At 42.3% G+C, this 18,724-nt stretch carries 20 protein-coding genes and 1 riboswitch; of the genes, 3 read left to right on the forward strand and 17 right to left on the reverse strand.

The window, feature by feature from the left end; all coding sequences use genetic code 11:
• Positions 1 to 2: 2 nt before the first annotated feature.
• The 5 genes from thiS to PP2015_RS15240 form a co-directional block, all read right to left on the reverse strand.
• Positions 3 to 197, reverse strand: coding sequence for a sulfur carrier protein ThiS (gene thiS / locus PP2015_RS15220; RefSeq protein ID WP_058031113.1), 195 nt, complete (start codon positions 195 to 197; stop codon positions 3 to 5).
• Positions 194 to 1,204 (reverse strand): FAD-dependent oxidoreductase, encoded by a 1,011-nt coding sequence (locus PP2015_RS15225; protein ID WP_058031114.1) that lies wholly within the window; start codon positions 1,202 to 1,204, stop codon positions 194 to 196. The genes thiS and PP2015_RS15225 overlap by 4 nt, the downstream gene beginning before the upstream one ends.
• Before the next feature lie 91 nt (positions 1,205 to 1,295).
• On the reverse strand, positions 1,296 to 3,245 hold the full coding sequence (thiC, locus tag PP2015_RS15230; protein ID WP_058031115.1) for a phosphomethylpyrimidine synthase ThiC: 1,950 nt from the start codon (positions 3,243 to 3,245) through the stop codon (positions 1,296 to 1,298).
• A 131-nt stretch (positions 3,246 to 3,376) separates the two neighbouring features.
• Positions 3,377 to 3,477, reverse strand: a riboswitch (TPP riboswitch).
• 32 nt (positions 3,478 to 3,509) lie between these two features.
• Entirely contained in the window at positions 3,510 to 3,956 is a 447-nt protein-coding gene (locus PP2015_RS15235; RefSeq protein ID WP_058031116.1) for an META domain-containing protein, read from the reverse strand.
• A 31-nt stretch (positions 3,957 to 3,987) separates the two neighbouring features.
• Positions 3,988 to 4,377, reverse strand: a complete 390-nt coding sequence (locus tag PP2015_RS15240; protein ID WP_058031117.1) for an acyl-CoA thioesterase — start codon at positions 4,375 to 4,377, stop codon at positions 3,988 to 3,990.
• A 187-nt stretch (positions 4,378 to 4,564) separates the two neighbouring features.
• On the opposite strand from PP2015_RS15240, the gene PP2015_RS15245 reads away from it, so the two are divergent.
• The gene (locus tag PP2015_RS15245; RefSeq protein WP_058031118.1) at positions 4,565 to 6,646 is read left to right on the forward strand and encodes a TonB-dependent receptor; all 2,082 of its coding nucleotides are present in this window, start codon (positions 4,565 to 4,567) and stop codon (positions 6,644 to 6,646) included.
• A gap of 58 nt (positions 6,647 to 6,704) precedes the next feature.
• On the opposite strand, the gene speD is transcribed toward PP2015_RS15245, so the two are convergent.
• From speD to rpe, 11 genes are all read right to left on the reverse strand, one after another.
• Positions 6,705 to 7,514, reverse strand: coding sequence for an adenosylmethionine decarboxylase (gene speD, locus PP2015_RS15250; protein ID WP_058031119.1), 810 nt, complete (start codon positions 7,512 to 7,514; stop codon positions 6,705 to 6,707).
• A gap of 84 nt (positions 7,515 to 7,598) precedes the next feature.
• A complete protein-coding gene (locus tag PP2015_RS15255; protein ID WP_058031120.1) occupies positions 7,599 to 8,012 on the reverse strand; it encodes an OsmC family protein in 414 nt (137 codons plus the stop codon).
• Positions 8,013 to 8,093: 81 nt separating this feature from the next.
• On the reverse strand, positions 8,094 to 8,429 hold the full coding sequence (locus PP2015_RS15260; protein WP_058031121.1) for a DUF3802 family protein: 336 nt from the start codon (positions 8,427 to 8,429) through the stop codon (positions 8,094 to 8,096).
• Positions 8,430 to 8,582: 153 nt separating this feature from the next.
• The gene (astD, locus tag PP2015_RS15265) at positions 8,583 to 10,055 is read right to left on the reverse strand and encodes a succinylglutamate-semialdehyde dehydrogenase (RefSeq protein ID WP_058031122.1); all 1,473 of its coding nucleotides are present in this window, start codon (positions 10,053 to 10,055) and stop codon (positions 8,583 to 8,585) included.
• Positions 10,056 to 10,070: 15 nt separating this feature from the next.
• Complete coding sequence (gene astA / locus PP2015_RS15270) at positions 10,071 to 11,087, reverse strand: arginine N-succinyltransferase (protein ID WP_058031123.1); 1,017 nt, start codon at positions 11,085 to 11,087, stop codon at positions 10,071 to 10,073.
• Positions 11,088 to 11,156: 69 nt separating this feature from the next.
• Positions 11,157 to 12,368, reverse strand: coding sequence for an aspartate aminotransferase family protein (locus PP2015_RS15275; protein WP_058031124.1), 1,212 nt, complete (start codon positions 12,366 to 12,368; stop codon positions 11,157 to 11,159).
• 299 nt (positions 12,369 to 12,667) lie between these two features.
• Positions 12,668 to 13,843, reverse strand: a complete 1,176-nt coding sequence (locus PP2015_RS15280; protein ID WP_058031125.1) for an HDOD domain-containing protein — start codon at positions 13,841 to 13,843, stop codon at positions 12,668 to 12,670.
• A 34-nt stretch (positions 13,844 to 13,877) separates the two neighbouring features.
• Entirely contained in the window at positions 13,878 to 14,465 is a 588-nt protein-coding gene (locus PP2015_RS15285; protein ID WP_058031126.1) for an anthranilate synthase component II, read from the reverse strand.
• A gap of 56 nt (positions 14,466 to 14,521) precedes the next feature.
• Entirely contained in the window at positions 14,522 to 15,526 is a 1,005-nt protein-coding gene (gene trpS / locus PP2015_RS15290; protein ID WP_058031127.1) for a tryptophan--tRNA ligase, read from the reverse strand.
• Between the two features lie 26 nt (positions 15,527 to 15,552).
• On the reverse strand, positions 15,553 to 16,218 hold the full coding sequence (locus PP2015_RS15295; protein ID WP_058031128.1) for an HAD family hydrolase: 666 nt from the start codon (positions 16,216 to 16,218) through the stop codon (positions 15,553 to 15,555).
• A gap of 2 nt (positions 16,219 to 16,220) precedes the next feature.
• Positions 16,221 to 16,898, reverse strand: coding sequence for a ribulose-phosphate 3-epimerase (gene rpe, locus PP2015_RS15300; protein ID WP_058031129.1), 678 nt, complete (start codon positions 16,896 to 16,898; stop codon positions 16,221 to 16,223).
• Between the two features lie 227 nt (positions 16,899 to 17,125).
• On the opposite strand from rpe, the gene PP2015_RS15305 reads away from it, so the two are divergent.
• Positions 17,126 to 17,428 carry a hypothetical protein gene (locus PP2015_RS15305; RefSeq protein ID WP_058031130.1) on the forward strand — a complete coding sequence of 101 codons (303 nt, stop codon included), beginning with the start codon at positions 17,126 to 17,128 and terminating at the stop codon, positions 17,426 to 17,428.
• Positions 17,429 to 17,448: 20 nt separating this feature from the next.
• Positions 17,449 to 17,616, forward strand: a complete 168-nt coding sequence (locus PP2015_RS15310) for a DUF2970 domain-containing protein (protein ID WP_237113195.1) — start codon at positions 17,449 to 17,451, stop codon at positions 17,614 to 17,616.
• 227 nt (positions 17,617 to 17,843) lie between these two features.
• On the opposite strand, the gene PP2015_RS15315 is transcribed toward PP2015_RS15310, so the two are convergent.
• Entirely contained in the window at positions 17,844 to 18,683 is an 840-nt protein-coding gene (locus PP2015_RS15315) for a Dam family site-specific DNA-(adenine-N6)-methyltransferase (RefSeq protein WP_083496605.1), read from the reverse strand.
• Positions 18,684 to 18,724 lie beyond the last annotated feature (41 nt).

The raw sequence follows: 18,724 nt of genomic DNA on the forward strand, positions 1-18,724 counted from the left end.
GTTTAGCCCCCTTGAATAGGCGACAATAACTCGATTTGATCGCCCTCTTTTAATTCAGCCACAGCACATTGGCTACGCGGTACAAACTGCCCATTCACAGCCACAGCAAATGGCGGCACTGCGCCTTGCGATTCAATAAATGCTTGTAAATTAGTGTCGGTTAACGCGACTTGTTGACCATTGAATACGACGTTCAAAGTAACCCCTTGCTCAGTGCTTGCTGCACCACAAAGGGTGCAAGTAAATAACCATGGCGATATAAGCCATTAATTTGGATGAGGTTGTCTTTCACCTCAATGTTTGGACGATTATCAACAAACGCAGGTCTTAGCCCAGAATTAATCGACATTACACGGCCCTCACTAAAGCCGCTGTGTACCGTGTAGGCAGCTGACAACAACTCAAGGGTAGAGCGCACCGTGATCGGGCCATTATCTTGCGACTCAATTTCAGTCGCACCAATGACAAACTCATGATTGGGTTTAGGCGCAATGTAAATTGGGTAGCGAGGATGCATTAAACGCACAGGGCGAGTTAACGTCACTTCTGGTGCGTACACGCGGGCGACTTCACCACGTACGCCACGCAACCCAGATACTTCATCTTTGGCGCCTAAGCCACGACAATCGATGATCCAATCGAATGCTTCACCGTTTACTTGCCCTTGCTCGCAATACACAGATTGCCCAAAATGAAACTCAACATCTTGCTGTTGTAGCGTATCAAAACTGGCGCGATAAAAAGCCAAGTTATCGAGCTGGCCTTCACAAGGTAAAAATATGCCTTGATGAAAACGCCCTGCTAGTTCTGGTTCTAACTGAGAAATATCTCGGCTATCGGCTATGTGTGCGTGATGTCCAGCTAGGGGTTTTAAACGCTGTGAAAAGCTTTGTAAATCGCCCTTGTCTTGCTGGTGTGCAACAACGAGGGTGCCTGCTTGTTGAAAAAATACTGGGGAAGAAAGTTTTGCCAAAAGTTCAGGCCAAAGTGCCATGGCTTTTAAGCCATCTTCGGCTAAGTCTGCTTCACAAATTACCGACTCTGCCAACGGCGCTAACATGGCTGCTGCTAACACACCGGCGCTGTTATTTGCTTGTGCGTCGTCTTTTTCAAAGATACTCAGTTGATAGCGCTCCATCAGCATCAATGCTGCGACACGCCCCAACAAACCAAACCCTAAGATCGCAACTTTTGGTTTACTCATTTCTGCCCCTAAAAACCCGAAGGTTAAGACCTAAGACGCAATCATCTCAGGTCCAAAAAACAATGCCATGCGCGAAGCATGGCATAAATTGCTAAATCGCTTTGTGATATAGCTCAGAGCCTGTTTGTTTAAACTCTTCAGACTTGGCTTTCATTTCAGCTTCAACATCGATCATCTTGATCTTAATTGCGTTGTTATCAGAAATATCAACACCTTGTGCTTCTAGGTCTTTCGCGTAGTCACGTACTTCTTGGGTGATCTTCATTGAACAGAACTTAGGACCACACATAGAGCAGAAGTGCGCCACTTTGCCCGACTCTTGCGGTAGTGTCTCGTCGTGATATTCAAGTGCACGTTCAGGATCTAGACCTAGGTTGAATTGGTCGTGCCAACGGAACTCGAAACGCGCTTTTGATAACGCGTTATCACGAATTTGTGCACCTGGGTGACCTTTTGCTAAATCTGCTGCGTGAGCGGCGATTTTGTATGTGATAAGACCTTCTTTCACGTCTTCTTTATTTGGTAGGCCTAAGTGCTCTTTTGGTGTTACATAACACAGCATCGCCGTACCATACCAAGCGATCTGCGCAGCACCGATACCTGAAGTAATATGGTCATAACCCGGCGCGATATCGGTCGTTAATGGGCCAAGCGTATAGAAAGGCGCTTCATGACAGTGCTCTAATTGCTCGTCCATGTTTTCTTTGATCATATGCATTGGCACGTGACCAGGACCTTCGATAAACACCTGAACGTCATGCTCCCAAGCAATCTTCGTCAGTTCACCTAAAGTGCGTAACTCTGATAATTGTGCTTCATCGTTGGCATCTGCAATTGAGCCCGGACGTAAACCATCACCCAATGAGAAACATACGTCATACTGCTTCATGATCTCACAGATGTCTTCGAAGTGTGTGTATAAGAAGTTTTCTTTATGGTGTGCTAAACACCACTTCGCCATGATTGAACCACCACGCGATACAATACCGGTGACACGTTTTGCCGTCATTGGTACGTAGCGAAGTAATACACCAGCGTGGATCGTGAAGTAATCTACACCCTGCTCTGCTTGTTCAATCAGCGTATCGCGGAAAATTTCCCATGTTAGGTCTTCAGCAACACCATTTACTTTCTCAAGGGCTTGGTAAATTGGTACGGTACCGATTGGCACTGGCGAGTTACGTACAACCCATTCACGCGTTTCGTGGATATAACGGCCTGTAGACAGATCCATGACCGTATCTGCACCCCAGCGTGTAGACCATACTAGTTTCTCAACTTCTTCTTCGATTGAAGACGTAACCGATGAGTTACCAATGTTGGCGTTCACTTTAACTAAGAAGTTACGACCCACAATCATTGGCTCTGATTCAGGGTGGTTGATGTTGTTGGGAATGATAGCTCGACCACGTGCCACTTCTGAACGTACAAATTCTGGCGTAATAAAATCTGGAATTTCAGCACCAAACGACTCGCCTTTGTGCTGTTGCGCTAATAACTCTTCACGAATTTTTTCACGCCCCATGTTTTCACGAATCGCGACGAATTCCATTTCTGGGGTGATGATGCCCTGACGCGCATAGTGCATTTGCGTCACATTTTTGCCTTTTTTAGCACGACGAATTTTAGGTAAGTGCTCAAAACGGATGTGATCAAGGCCTTCATCAGCCATACGTTGTTGAGAGAACTGTGAGGTTACTGACTCGAGCTCTTCTGTGTCATCACGATCTAAGATCCATTGCTCACGATATTTAGGTAAACCTTTACGTACATTTAGTTCAAAGCCCGGCTCTGTGTAAGGGCCTGATGTATCGTAAACACGGATTGGGTCATTTTTCTCAAACACAGGGTTTTCTTCTGTGCCACCAATAAAGCTGTCGCTTAGAGTGATTTCGCGCATACCCACACGTACACCCGCCTGCTCACCTTCTACATACACTTTTTGTGAGTTTGGAAACGGTTGACCAGTAAGGTTATAAATATATTCTGATGCCGCGGCACGGGTTTCGCGACGGCTTGGCTTGCTACTATTGTTTGACATGACTTGCCTCATGGTTAGTTAAGGTGTCTTGTCAGATCTCCAGGTGGAGAGAGATGGGGGTTAGCCCAATTGGTCCGAGCTAAATGCATGCACGACGCATCTTAGCTTTTTGCAGCCAGCAAAGGTATTTGCTTGCAAGGCAGCTTGTTCCCTACGCAGGTTTTAACCTGATCAGGTTCACGGATCCCGCAAATAATGCGATCTCAGCCCGAAGGCACTCCGACAAGTAACGAATTGAGTGCAGTCTACTTCATAAACAATGGCTTATTCAAGACCATCTAAACGTTTAAAGGTCAGGATTGGCTTACCATTTAGTATTAGGGTCTTATCTGACAACGTAAAAGGCACACCGATTTCTAACATATTCAGTAGCATACGCTCTTGTTTATCGAGCTCATCGGAGCAGAGCATTTTTGTCATGCCGATTTGCTCAACATACAGCTGATTGTCTTCAATACGGGTTTTACCAAAGAAGCGGTTGCATCCAGTGTGGCCCATGATCTGATTGCCTTCAACGAGCTGAATGCGCATCTCACTACTAGTCTGCGCAACCTCATCAATCTGACTTAATTGCCAATGCCCTTGCGGTAGCGTCTTTTCAGAGAAAGGGTTAAGGCTATTTGGGTCATCCCACACCATGGTGCATCCTGATAAAACAGCAGAGCCTGCTAAGCCCAAAACAATGGCCAAAGTAGATAGCTTATTTTTCATGCAAGGTTTCCTATGTTTAGGGCTTAATTTTTTATGTAAATAACTGCTCAAGTTGCTCAGGCACAAACGGACGACCTTTTGCATTTACCGATGTGCCTGTCACAACTGCATCCAGCATCAGTTTATTGTCTGCTGCGCGGATCACCTTTTGATTAAAGGCGAATTTCAAACGGCTTAAACGCTCTACTTCGACTTCAACGTAAAATGCATCGCCAGGCTTTAATGAGTCTTTGTAGTTCATTTCTGAGCGGATCACCACTAAATTGACCTTATCACGTGCAAGTTGCGCAAAATCGATATTTTTAGCAGCCAAAAACTCATGGCGTGCATGCTCTAGATAATTGAAATAAACGCTATTGTTGACGATGCCTTGCAAGTCGCACTCATAGTCGCGCACTTTAAACTCAACTTTGAAACTCATTTAACCCTCATTAACTTGGTAGTCTTTGCCGCAGTTATAACACAATTAAACATAGTTTCACTTCTCTGTATGGTCTGATTTGTTAGAATAACCAGCGCGTGCCGAACTTAACTACTGATTTTGAATTGAACAAAACTGACATTCATAACGTATGCACGCCTCACTATCAAAACGGAATAGCCTGAAAATGAAAGCAAAAATCTCTCTGTTATGTGCAGCCATGCTGCCTTTATTTGCCACTAATGCGATTGCTGAGCAAAATAGCCTTGAAGTGATTGAAGTCACCGGTGACTTCAAAAAAGAAAGCATTCAAACCTTAAGCGCCAGTGCCAGCGTATTAGGCGAGCTTGAAATTACACAACGTGGCGCCAGCTACCTAGATGAGATTTTAAATTCAGCGGCTAACGTCAACTTCACAGCTGGTGCATCTCGCGGTCGCTTTGTACAGATCCGTGGCGTTGGTCTTCGCTCTCAATTCCAAGACCCTATCCAGCCTAGTGTGGGCTTACTCATCGATGGTATTAACTACTCTGGTCTTGGTGGCAGTGCATTGTTATTTGATGTTGAGCAAGTGGCGGTTTATCGCGGCCCGCAGGGAACTCGCTATGGTGCAGATGCCATGGCAGGTATGATTGATATGCAAACCACTGCGCCTAGCCAAGATAAAGCATTGAAGGTGAAGTTAGGTGTTGGCAACTATAATAGTTATGAAGCAGGTATTGCTGCAGGCACTGGCTTAACTGATAGCTCAACTATCAGAGTGAGCGCGTTCCAACGTAAATCAGATGGCTATACCGATAACCTATTTCTGGATCGCCCAACCCAAGAACAAGATGAGCAAGCTTTACGATTGAAGCTTAATAATGAATGGAGCAACAGCTTTAATACTTCAATTGCTGTACATCACATCAATATCGAAAACGGTTATGATGCATTTACGCTTGATAATAGCCGCAACAGTGTTGCTGATGAACCGGGCCAAGATAACTTAGAAAGCGATGCTTTCTCTTTAACTGCAAATTATACCGGCTTTGAAACAGTCAATATCACAGCAACGGCAACTGGCTTGCAAGCAGATTCACTATACAGCTATGATGAAGACTGGGTGTGTAATAACGCCAGCCAAACAAACTTATGTGCAGCAGGTCTTCACCCTTGGGGTTACAGCTCTACTGATATTTATTCACGCGATACTGAAAAAGGCACTTTCGACCTGCAAGTAAGCTCGAAACAAAATGACTGGATTGTTGGCCTTTATTCTGAGCGTCGCGATGTAGACTTAACTCGTATCTATAATGACCCTAGCAACCCTTTCAATTCTAGTTTTGATATCATTAACACCGCTGTGTATGGCCAAAAAGTAACATCAATCGCAAAAGATGTTGAGCTGATCACCGGTTTACGTGCAGAAAGCTATGAAGCTGACTACAAAGACAACAATGGCTTTTCAGAAACAACCGATAAAACCATGCTAGGTGGTAAGGTTGCACTAGAGTATCAAGTTGTACCACGTACAATGATCTACACCAGCCTATCTCGTGGCTACAAAATCGGAGGGGTAAACGGCGAGGCACTTGCGAAAGCGAAAGATGAAAACCTAAATATTCAGCCAGAGAACTACACCTTTGATCCTGAATATTTATGGAATGCCGAGTTCGGTGTAAAAGGCCAATCTGAAGATAAAAGCCATACCTTGCGTGTAACTGCTTTCTACATGAAGCGTGACGATATGCAATTAAAGCAATGGCAAGTTCAAGACCAACAATTCGCTGGATATTTAGATAATGCCAGCTCAGGTAAAAACTATGGCTTTGAAGTAGAAGGCACTAAACAATATACAGAGCGCCTTGCACTTAACTATAGTTTTGGCTATTTACGTTCGAAAATTAAAGGCTTCACCACTTCTAATGGCATCGACCAACACGGTAGAGATCAAGCCCAAGCCCCTAAATATCAATATGCGTTCAGCTTTAACTATGCGCTAACAGATAACTTAGAGGTGCAAATTGGATTCGAGGGCAAAGATAGTTATTACTTCTCAGACAGTCATAACGACCAAGCACCTAATCAAAATCTAATTAATGCAAGTGTCAGCTACCACAGTGAAAACTGGTCACTGACCGCTTGGGGTAGAAACCTAGCTGATAGAGATGTGCCTGTTCGCGGCTTTGAGTTCGGTAATAACCCACTTAAAGAGTACGCGACTGAAAATTACTACCAGTATGGCGAGCCTCGCCTTATCGGTTTGACGTTTAAATACGAGTTATAAAATTTAGACATAAAAAAAGCGCGCAATTAAAATGCGCGCTTTTCTTTTTTCTGAGAGATTAACCTAATTCAGGCAGGTTACGACCATAGAATACTTCTTGGATCTCACGCTCTACTTTCGCGCGGATTTCTTTTTCCTCTTCTGCACTTAAATCATCTGTACTTAAGCCGAATAAATAAGTATTAAGATCTGTCTCTTTTAACATCATCTTAGTGTGGAATAGGTTTTCTTGGAAAACATTCACATCCACCATGTGATACGCTTCTTTGGTATCTTCTGTCATGTAATTCTGGATTGAATGAATTGCATGATCAATGTAGTGTTTTACCCCTGTGATATCGCGGGTAAAACCACGTACACGGTAATCGATTGTCACCACATCCGACTCTAGTGAGTGGATCAAGAAGTTCAACGCTTTAAGTGGAGAGATTACGCCGCACGTTGATACTTCGATGTCTGCACGGAATGTACAAATACCATCGTTAGGGTGCGCTTCAGGATAAGTGTGAACACAGATGTGACTCTTATCTAAATGTGCAACCACTGACTCAGGAAGTGGTCCAGGTGTTTCGTTACTATCAAATGTCTGCTGCTCTACAGGCTCTTCAGACACCAAGATAGTTACACTTGCACCTTGCGGATCATAGTCTTGGCGAGCAATGTTCAGCACATTTGCACCAATGATATCGACAACTTCTTTTAGAATATCCGTTAGGCGATCAGCGCTATATTGCTCATCAATATATTCTAAATATTCTTTACGCTGTTGCTCCGTTTTAGCGTAACAAATGTCATAGATACTAAAGCTTAAACTTTTCGTTAAGTTATTAAAGCCATGGAGCTTAATTTTATCAAAGGGCTTGTTCACTATACTCAACCTTTAAACAATAAATCTGCAACGCAGAACTCAAAGAGGGCGGATTTTATACGAAAAATCCGCACTGAAAAAGCGTTATTTTGCAACGCTTTCAACAACCTCATGGCTGTGAGTAATTTCTACTGTTTTATCAAGCATTAAGGCCACAGAACAGTACTTCTCAGCAGACAGCTGAACCGCGCGTGCAAGGTGCTTTTCAGAAACATTTTTACCGGTAACTACAAAGTGTAGATTCATTTTGGTAAATACTCTAGGCGCACTTTCTGCTCGCTCTGCTGTTAGCTTAACTTCAACATTCTCAACCTGTTGTTTTGCTTTTTTTAGAATGCTCACAACATCCACCGATGAACAGCAACCCGTCGACATTAAGACCATTTCCATTGGGCTTGGCGCAGCACCATCAGCGCCTGTATCAAATACCACATTATGACCAGACTGTGAACGGCCAATAAAAGTATCGCCTTCAACCCACTTAATATTTGCTTCCATTTTTTACCTCTATAAATACAAACACCGCCTTAAAACGGCGGTGTTATAAAATGCTATAAACTGTTTGAGACTGCAATTATTTTAGATTGCGGCGTCGAATAGGTTTTTAACCAAACCTGCAAACTCTTCAATAAACTCTCGTTGCTCTTTGGTCACTCGTTGCTCGGTCACGCTAGACAGCACTTCTTGCAAGTCATAGACGATACCATCTACCTCACGGACAATTAAGCTGCGTTGCTCAGTTGATAACTCTGTGTTTTGCTCACAGATTTTGATTACATACTCAGCGATGACATCTTCAATTAACTCCATCACCCTTGGTGCACCTGGTTCAATCTCACCAGGCTTTTCAAACAAGGTTAAATTGTGGGTTAAGTACATTACTAACTCATCATAGCCCTGTTTATCTAATACCATAGTTTGTCCACCTGAAACTCTCAAAGCATCTCCTATTGATTTAAGCAGAAACTCACATGCATTGCTACTTTTACAGCTAACGGATGAAAAAAAAGCAGCCTAAGCTGCTTTTTTTAATACTTTTATTCTACCTAAATAGATAGAGGCTGTGAATTAGTCGATTGATAAACCTGGGCTTAATGCTCCTGGCAATGTCACCTTTTCTAACTCAACAGACGCTACAGGGTAAGCACAGTAATCTGCTGCATAGTATGCACTTGCTCTGTGGTTACCTGACGCACCAATACCACCGAAAGGCGCTGCACTTGATGCACCTGTGATAGGACGGTTAAAGTTTACAATACCAGCACGAATACGACGTAAGAAGTGGTCGTAATCTTCAGCATTGTCGCTTAATAGACCAGCAGAAAGACCAAAGCTTGTATCGTTTGCTTTTTCGATTGCTGCATCAAAGTCTGTGTAACGGAATACTTTTAATAATGGACCAAAGTGCTCATCATCTGGGAAGTCAGTGACATTTGAACACTCAAGGATACCTGGTGTTACAAAGCCAGTACCTTCTTTATGTGTCAATTCGATGATAGCCTCAGCACCTAAGTCAATCAGTTGCTGCTGTGCTGCAACCATGCCTGCCGCCGCTTGATTTGAGATCATAGAGCCCATGAATGGCTGATCTTCATCATCAAAGTTACCCACTTTGATTGCTTTTGTTGCACGTACTAGGTGCTCAAGGATCGCATCACCCTGCTCGCCTGCAGGTAAGAACAACTTACGCGCACACGTACAACGTTGACCGCTTGAGATAAATGCAGATTGAATAATATCGTGAACAACCGCTTTTGTATCAGACGCATCTTTTACGATTAATGGGTTGTTACCACCCATTTCTAGCGCAAGAATTTTACCCGGCTGACCTGCAAACTGCTCATGAAGGATATGACCTGTGCGAGAAGAACCTGTGAAGAACAAGCCATCGATGCCACGGTGAGAAGCAAGTGCTTTACCTGTTTCTACTTCACCTTGCACTAGGTTGATCACACCCGCTGGAAGCCCCGCTTTTTCCCAAAGCTTAAGTGTGAGCTCAGCAACATAAGGGGTTAGTTCTGACGGCTTAAAGATAACCGTATTACCCGCTAAAAGTGCAGGCACAATGTGACCGTTTGGTAAGTGGCCTGGGAAGTTATATGGGCCAAATACAGCGACGACACCATGTGCTTTGTGGCGAATAACCGCGCGGCCAACTGGCATTGCGTTTTCAACCACACCAGTACGTTCATGGTATGCTTTTTCTGAAATGGCAATTTTACCAACCATAGCACCCGCTTCAGTACGCGTTTCCCATAGCGGCTTACCTGTTTCTTTCGCAATCGCAATTGCCAGCTCTTCGCTGTTTTCTTTTAACTGCTCAGCAAAACGCTTAACAATCTCTAAACGCGCTTCAAATGCCATATCGCTCCAGCTATAAAAAGCTTCACGCGCTGACTTTACAGCTGTATCAACTTGATCAGCCGTTGCTGAGTTTGCTTGCCAAATAACTTCGTTGTTTGCTGGGTTCAGTGATGAGAATGCCTCACCTTGACCTGCTAACCATTCACCATTAATAAATTGTGCGGCATGTGTTGTCATAATAAATCTCTATTTTTATATAGTTGCGATGCTGACTTTGTCACCATCCACTAAATTCAATGCGTTTGCCAACTCTGCTGAGATAACGACGGTATCAGTATTGTCATCAATCTGAAGCTCAGCAACGGTTGCTCGATACCCTTCCAGTTTATCATTAGCAATCATCACAGGGGAACCACCTGGGTTATCACCGATTGAAACTGTTCTAAAGCTTGATGAACGCACAGTACGAATGTTATCTACTTTTGCTTCAACCGTTGGGCCTGCGTCAAAAATATCTACATAACCATTAAAAGTGAAACCTTCACTCTTAAGTAGCTCAATCGCTGGGCGAGTATTGTCATGCACTTGACCAATTACTTCTTGTGCCTCGTCACTCAGCAGATTCACATAAATTGGATACTTTGGCATAAGCTCAGCAATGAACACCTTTTGACCGATACCCGTTAGATAATCTGCCGTTGGAAAGTCCATTGAGAAAAAGTGCTCTTCTAGCCATTGCCAGAATGGGCTTTGACCATTGTCATCTGATACACCACGCATTTCAGCAATAACCGTATCGGCAAAACGCTGTTGATGTTGTTTGATAAACATAAAGCGCGACTTTGACAGTAACTTGCCATTAAAACCTCGACGATGTCCTTCTTTCAAGAACAAAGTACATAGTTCAGTTGCACCCGTGTAGTCATTACACAGAGTCAGAATATCAACCGCTTTATAAACATTTAAGGTGCGTGATGAGTGGATCACCTTACTCAGATGGTAATGATAAAACGCATCATCTAAACCAACTGCTGCTTCAATCGCGCTGGTACCCACTACTTCGCCAGTTTCTGTGTCTTCTAAAACAAACAAATAACCTTCATCAAAAGGGACATCCGTTTCTTTTTTGAAAGACGCTTCAGAGCGTTCGATTTTGCTTTGTAATAGCTCTTCATTATTTGGCAATGAAGTAAAGCCATGACCTGATTCATGGGCAATTTTTAAAAGCGCTGGATAGTCGCTTTGCTGGATTGGGCGAAGGATCATCATGAGTCCGCTTACTCCTAAAAAGTTAACTTGACGGTAGACAAGGCCAAGCAAGCTTGGCCACTCAAGGAATTAAGCGTTTGCAGCTACAACTGCAGCAACTGCTTTTTCGAAACGCGCCATGCCTTCACGAATATCCGCTTCAGGAATAACCAGTGAAGGCGTGAAACGAACAACGTCAGCGCCAGCTACAAGAGACATCACGCCTTCTTTTACGCCTGCAACTAAAAATTCTTTAGCGCGGCCTTTGTATGTTTCATTTACAACGCCACCTAATAATAGACCTTTACCACGAATTTCGCTGAATACGTTGTACTTGTCATTAATCGCAGTAAGCAGTTCACGGAATAGTGCTTCTTTCTCTTTAACACCGTTTAAAACAGCTTCATCATTTACCGTATCGAACGCAGCTTCTGCAACAGCACAAGCTAGTGGGTTACCACCGTAAGTTGAACCGTGTGTACCAATTTTTAAGTGCTTCGCGATTTCTGTTGTTGTGATCATCGCACCGATTGGGAAACCACCGCCTAATGCTTTTGCAGTTGTCAGAATGTCAGGAATAACATCTAAACCTTGGTAAGCATATAGGTCACCAGTACGGCCGACACCTGTTTGTACTTCATCAAAAATAAGCAGCGCATTGTGTTTAGTACATAGTTCGCGCACACCTTTAACAAAATCAGCTTCTGGAGATACGATACCACCTTCACCTTGCAGTGGCTCCATCATCACAGCACATGTGTTGTCTGAGATTAGCGCTTCGAATGCAGCTAGATCGTTATAGTCACAGTGAACAACATCACCTGGCTTAGGACCGAAACCATCTGAATAAGCAGCTTGACCACCCACAGTTACAGTGAAGAAAGTACGACCGTGGAAGCCTTTATTGAATGAGATGATTTGTGATTTTTCAGCACCAAACTTATCAAGTGCAAAACGACGCGCCAATTTAAGTGCTGCTTCGTTCGCTTCAGCACCTGAGTTTGCAAAGTAAACTTTTTCTGCAAACGTTGCGTCTGTTAATTTTTTCGCTAGACGAAGTGCTGGCTCATTTGTCATTACATTTGATAGGTGCCAGATTTTTTCACCTTGCTCTTTCAGCGCATTAACTAATGCTGGGTGACAGTGACCTAAACAGTTAACAGCGATACCACCTGCAAAGTCGATAAACTCGCGACCTTCCTGATCCCAAACACGAGAACCTTCGCCTCGAACTGGAATAACTGCTGAAGGTGCATAATTAGGTACCATTACCTGATCGAATAATTCACGATTAATAGTCATTTTCTATCCCCATAAAGTTGAGTTAGGTGCGCTAAAACTAGTATTGAGTGTAGCTAGTTTGCGGCTAAAAATAGCCGTATGGCACAAATTCCATTCACCCATTATTTCAGAAAAAAGCCTTAAAGTCTCATTTAAAACTTTCATAGAGCCCTTGATATTCAAGGGTTTGGGATAGTTTTTCATAGTGAGTGAATAACTATTTAGGTGCACTCGATAGATTTGACTGTTAAGAAAAGGAAAAGCCACTAATCGAGTTAATTAGTGGCTTGAATGAATAGTCGCAAAAAAAATCTTAAATTTTACAAAATTGTTAGCTGTAAACTATTAAAGTTACATTTTGCTAGCGTAGTGAGTTCCTCTTTTGATAACCCCAGGTGAGCAAACCAATGAGCTGCTTCATCCTTTTCGATAAACTGATTGTCTTTGAGGATCATATACAGACTGTAGCCATGTGCCTTTCGCAATACCTGGCTAAGAGGTAAATAATCGGCTGACTGACTATGCGACTGAGGTAAATAATTAGCAGCGAACTCTTCCATCGGCGCCATAAATGGCAAATATCTAAACGCCATTTTTTCTATTAGCTTTGTCGATAGATTTGCTGAATGGTTTAGTAGCAAACCTCTTAAAAATAATGGGTCAGGTGATAGCTCTAAAAGTGCAGAGTGAAGGTCTTTATGGTTTTTATCACGCGCAATGCGCACCTTTTCCTGCCAGACCTTTTCAAACGTTCTTAGATACAAGCGCGTCAATGCGACTTTACCTACATCTAATAACATACCTAGCGTAAAAGCATGCTGTTCTTTCACACCGTTCAACTCAGCTAATTGCTTGGCTGCAATTGCCGTTGTCATACTATGATCACGGAGTTTGCGCTTTAATAATGGAAATGGCGATGTATCGTGGGGCATCCAATGACGCATTGCAAATGTTGGGATCACCATTTGTAAATTTTCAAGCCCAAGATAACGAAGCGCCAGTGCTGGCGTGTCAACTTTGACTGTAACACCTTTTGAGCTTTGCTTGCGATACTGCGGTAAATTTACTAAGGAGACCAAGTCTCTGCCTAACCAAGTTAATTCATTAACCAAGGGTTCAAGGCGTCCAACCGACGCTGATTTAACGCCTAATATATCTAAAATAGTCGGTACCGCATCCTGAATGCCAACAATCTCATGGTAGATATTATCGATATCATCCATTTGTTGCTGAATTGATGACTCTATAATTTGATGCAGATGATTACTGGCTTTAGCAATATATTTATGGTGACTGGTGCTGCTCTCTTTTCGTTTTGCTGCCGCAGCAATTTCAACCTCAAGCATGGTACGTTGCGGTATCTTCTCACCATAATTTAGGTCTAGAGTATGAATATACCCTAACTGTTGCTGCGCAAAGTTATGACTAATAAACAAATCATGTGCACGCTCATTGAGCGCGATTGAAATCCTTAATTGCCGAGATAAGTCAGTCATTTAACGTTCTTATATTCCTATTAAAGCGTTGCTTTTACTTAGAAAAGCGGCGAATAAAATTGTTGAGTAAAGCTAAACCTTGTTCTGTAAGTATCGCTTCAGGATGAAATTGCACACCTTCTAAGGCCATTTCAGTATGGCATAAGCCCATTATTTCATCCACTTGTTGCGCTTCATTCTCTGTCCATGCTGTGAGCTCTAACTCTGCCGGTATACTCTCTTTGTCAACGACTAATGAATGGTAGCGACATACGGTGAGTGGATCTGGTAAGCCTTGAAACATGCCTTTGTTAATATGGCGTATTTGTGAAGTTTTACCATGCATTACCGCCCTAGCTCTCACCACTTTTGCACCCAAAGCTTGCGCAATCGTTTGATGACCCAAGCAAATTCCTAGTATTGGAAACTGACCTTTTAATTGCTCAACAACAGACAAAGAAATGCCAGCCTCATTTGGGCTACAAGGCCCAGGTGAAATCACAATGTGCTCAGGGTTAAGCGCTTGTATATCAGCAATACTTAACTCATCGTTGCGTTTTACAACAACGTCTTGATCTAAGCGTTGGAAATACTGCACTAGGTTATAGGTAAACGAGTCATAATTATCGATCATTAATAACATAGAAATTTCCATAAAAAAGCCAGGCGTTTAAGCCTGGCCTGAATTATAAAACCAAATTATGGACGAGGTATGAAGCCTACCGCATCGTAAACCGCTTTTAGCGTTTTCTCAGCGCGAGCACCTGCTTTTTCAGCACCATTACGCATGATGTTATCTAAAAGCGTTTGATCTTCACGAATTTCTTTAAAACGCGCCTGAATTGGTTCGATCATATTCACCACTGCCGCAGCGGTATCTTTCTTCAAATGACCATACATTTTATCAGCATACTCTGGCACTAAATCTTCTACTGAACGCTTAGTCGCCACTGACAATAAAGTAAGAAGGTTTGATACACCCGGCTTTTCATCGCGGTCGAAGTAAATACGTGCTTGTTCGTCTGAATCAGTAACCGCTTTTTTCAGCTTCTTCTCGATTTTCTTAGGCTCGTCTAACAACATGATATAAGCATTTGGATTTTCATCCGACTTAGACATTTTCTTCAGTGGATCTTGCAAGCTCATCACGCGCGCACCAAGTTCAGGGATATAAGGTTCTGGTACTTTGAATACATCACCGTATAAATTATTAAAACGCGTAGCGATATCACGAGTTAATTCAAGGTGTTGCTTTTGATCTTCACCGACTGGTACTTGGTCTGCTTGATACAATAAGATATCTGCAGCTTGTAAAACTGGGTATGAGAATAGGCCTACATTTACATTGTTCGAATGCTTTGAAGACTTATCTTTAAACTGCGTCATGCGGTTCAGTTCGCCCATTTGTGCATAGCAGTTAAGTACCCATGACAACTGCGCATGCTCAGGCACTTGAGACTGAACAAACAGTGCTGATTTTTCAGGGTCAATACCACAAGCAGCGTACAATGCAACGCCATCTAACACGCGCTCGCGTAGCATTTTAGGATCTTGGCGAACAGTGATCGCGTGTAAATCTACTAGCATAAAGAAACAATCATGATCTTGTTGTAACTTTAGCCACTGGTTAATGGCGCCTACATAATTGCCTATCGTCATACCACCGGTTGGCTGAATGCCACTTAACACTACTGGTTTAGTCATGTTGTTCCTTTATTAAATTTACTGATTTATTGCTGATTAATGATTGGGATTATATCTAAGAACCCGTCGCATAGGTACTCAGGTTCAAGCTCTTTTAAGTCGAATCCTTGATTGTAACCATAAGTAAGCGCGAGTACATCAATTTCTGCGCTTTTAGCGGCGATAATATCGCTCTTTGAGTCACCAATCATGATTGCCTTTTCTGGCGAAATATTAAGTGCCTCACAGGCTTTCAAAAGCGGCGCCGGCGAAGGCTTTTTCTCGCCATCATCACCACACACCATTACTCTAAAATGAGACGTTAAGTTTAACTTTTCTAAAAGTTGCTCGGTAAAAATACGATCTTTATTAGTCACAATGGCTTTTGGCAAATGCGCTGTCGCTGCTAAGCCTGTTTCGACATGTTGATATAAGGCAACATAGTCTCCCGCAAGTTGCTTGTAATGGTTTTTAAATCTCGCAACTGCATCGATAACCAAACTCGAAGGTAACTCTGGGTTTACTGCCATATCACCACTCAATGCGCGTTTTACAAGCATTTCAATACCATTACCAACCCAAGTCGTTACTTGCGTATAACTGACCACCGGAAACGCTACTTCAGTTAAAGTCAGGTTCAGCGCTATGTACATATCTTGCGCACTGTCTATTAAAGTACCGTCTAAATCAAATAGCACACCCTGATATTTCATGATTAAACCTTCGCTAACTCTTCACGCATTTGCGTGATAACTTCTGCATAATCAGGTTGATTAAAAACAGCCGAACCTGCAACAAACATATCAGCGCCTGCAGCAGCAATTTCAGCGATGTTATCAACTTTCACACCGCCATCTATTTCTAAACGAATATCATGACCTGACGCGTCAATACGCTCACGGACTTGTTTTAGTTTGTCTAACGTTTGTGGAATAAAGCTTTGACCACCAAAACCTGGATTAACTGACATGAGTAAAATTACATCGAGTTTATCCATAACATAATCTAGATAATGTAATGGCGTTGCCGGATTGAATACTAAGCCAGCCTTGCACCCATGCTCTTTAATTAAAGAAATGGTTCTATCAATATGTTCACTGGCTTCAGGGTGAAAAGTGATAATACTCGCACCTGCTTTGGCAAACTCTGGAATGAGGGCGTCAACAGGCTTAACCATTAAGTGCACATCTATTGGCGCCTCAATACCATATTCACGCAGTGCCTTACACACCATAGGGCCAAAAGTAAGGTTAGGTACATAGTGATTATCCATGACATCGAAATGCACGACATCAGCGCCAGATTTAATAACACGCTCAACGTCTTCACCGAGTCTTGCGAAATCAGCAGATAAAATAGAAGGAGCAATAAGGTATTGAGGTTGTTTTTGCACGGTAAACTCTCTTTAAATGATACTTCAGTTGTCGGCATTACTTTACCGCAATTAATACCTTGTACCCAAGTTTTATTATCCTAGAAAGAGCATAGAAAATAGAATAAAAGCACCAATCAATTTTTTATCTCAATGGCGATTAACGCACAATTTTTTACGTTATCTATGTTTGTTTTCTGAACAATGCCGGTGTATTATATAAAGATAACTGTTGGGTGGAGTTACACATGTTTAGTCGGCTTAAAACACGGATGCTTGCGGTGACAGCTGTTGTTACATTATCAGCAGGAGTTTACTCTGTTGATCACAGTGAAGAAGTTGCCAGTAGCACATGTTCATGTAGTACAAATACAGTTCAAGTTGATAGTCAGATGCTTGAACAGTGCAAACTTGAAGCACATACCAGTTGGTATGCTTGGTTAACAGGTGAGAGTAGCAGTGCTCAGTTTCATTACTTAGATTTACTTGAGTTACTTTTAGGGTCTGATGAGGCCGAAAGTAGCACCGAAAACTTCACTTCACGCTTTTAATTAATATGCAGCTGCTAAACATGATTCAAAGTGTTTTAGCAGCTATGTTTGGTGTTCAAAGCCAAGACAAGCGTCACCAAGACTTTTCAAACAAACATCTATTTATCTCATTTACCTTAATATCAATCGTATTTGTATTTCTTTTAGTGCTTATTCTTATTTGGTTGGTTAGCGTTATTATCAGCTAAGCGATCATTTCTCTTTTGAAAGAAAACCCCACTATGAAAGTGTACGCCTTTAGGGGATAAAGCCACCGATCAATAGTTCACACATTGCACTTTTAAAACAGTGTCGGTGCATAAGATAATGCAATCGTGGAAAATTCTCGAAAACCCATAAAAGTATAGAGGTTTGGACTTTGCTTACTTCGAATGAGTAATCAATTAGGATTGCTCTTTCAAACCTTGTATAAAAATCAAGCTTTATACAAGGCCATGACTTCTTCGATCTTACTTCGAACACTACCTTTACAACTTATGTTACGCTGGACTTGCAAGGTAGTGATTTTATCAGCACTTCGGTAAAGCTGTTTTGTGAAATCAACATAATGGTTTGATATCAGAGTCGATACTCCTCGCTGTTTGGCTGTAATGGCACATTCAACTAAACGAGATTGATCTTCATCCGTAAATTTATTGCCCGCATAAGCCGTAAAGCTTGAAGTGCGATTTATCGGAGAATACGGTGGATCACAGTAAACAACATCATGCTTATTTGCTTTACTAAAAGCATATTCAAAATCATTACACACAAAAGTCGCGCGTTTAGCGACATGGGCAAACTGAAGTAACTCTTCTCGCGGATAATAAGGATGCTTATAACGACCGAATGGTACATTGAAGCCACCCTTTTGATTATATCGACATAAACCGTTGTAACCATGGCGGTTAAGATAGATAAAAAGTAATGAACGTCTATAGGGGTCTAAAGTTTCATTAAACTCTTCTCGAAGCTGATAATAACGGGCTTCTTCATTGTGGTCGCCAATAAACAAAAACTCGGCTTCACGAATAAACTCTTTTGACGAGTCTTTTAAAATATTAAATAAATTGATGAGGTCTTTGTTTACATCAAGTAGCAAGTACTCATCAAACTCAATATTTAAAAATACTGAGCCACCACCGACAAAAGGTTCAATTAAACGCTGTTTTCCCTTTAAAGGTAAGTTTGCTTTAATTTCTTCTATTATCCGCTTTTTGCCGCCTGCCCATTTTAATGGGGAACGGCGATTGATGACCGATGAGCCGTTTGCCACTTTAGACCCTTACATTCTTTTTATTCTTCGCATTCACATTG

Origin of the sequence: Pseudoalteromonas phenolica (assembly GCF_001444405.1) — a bacterium.
Taxonomy (GTDB): domain Bacteria; phylum Pseudomonadota; class Gammaproteobacteria; order Enterobacterales; family Alteromonadaceae; genus Pseudoalteromonas; species Pseudoalteromonas phenolica.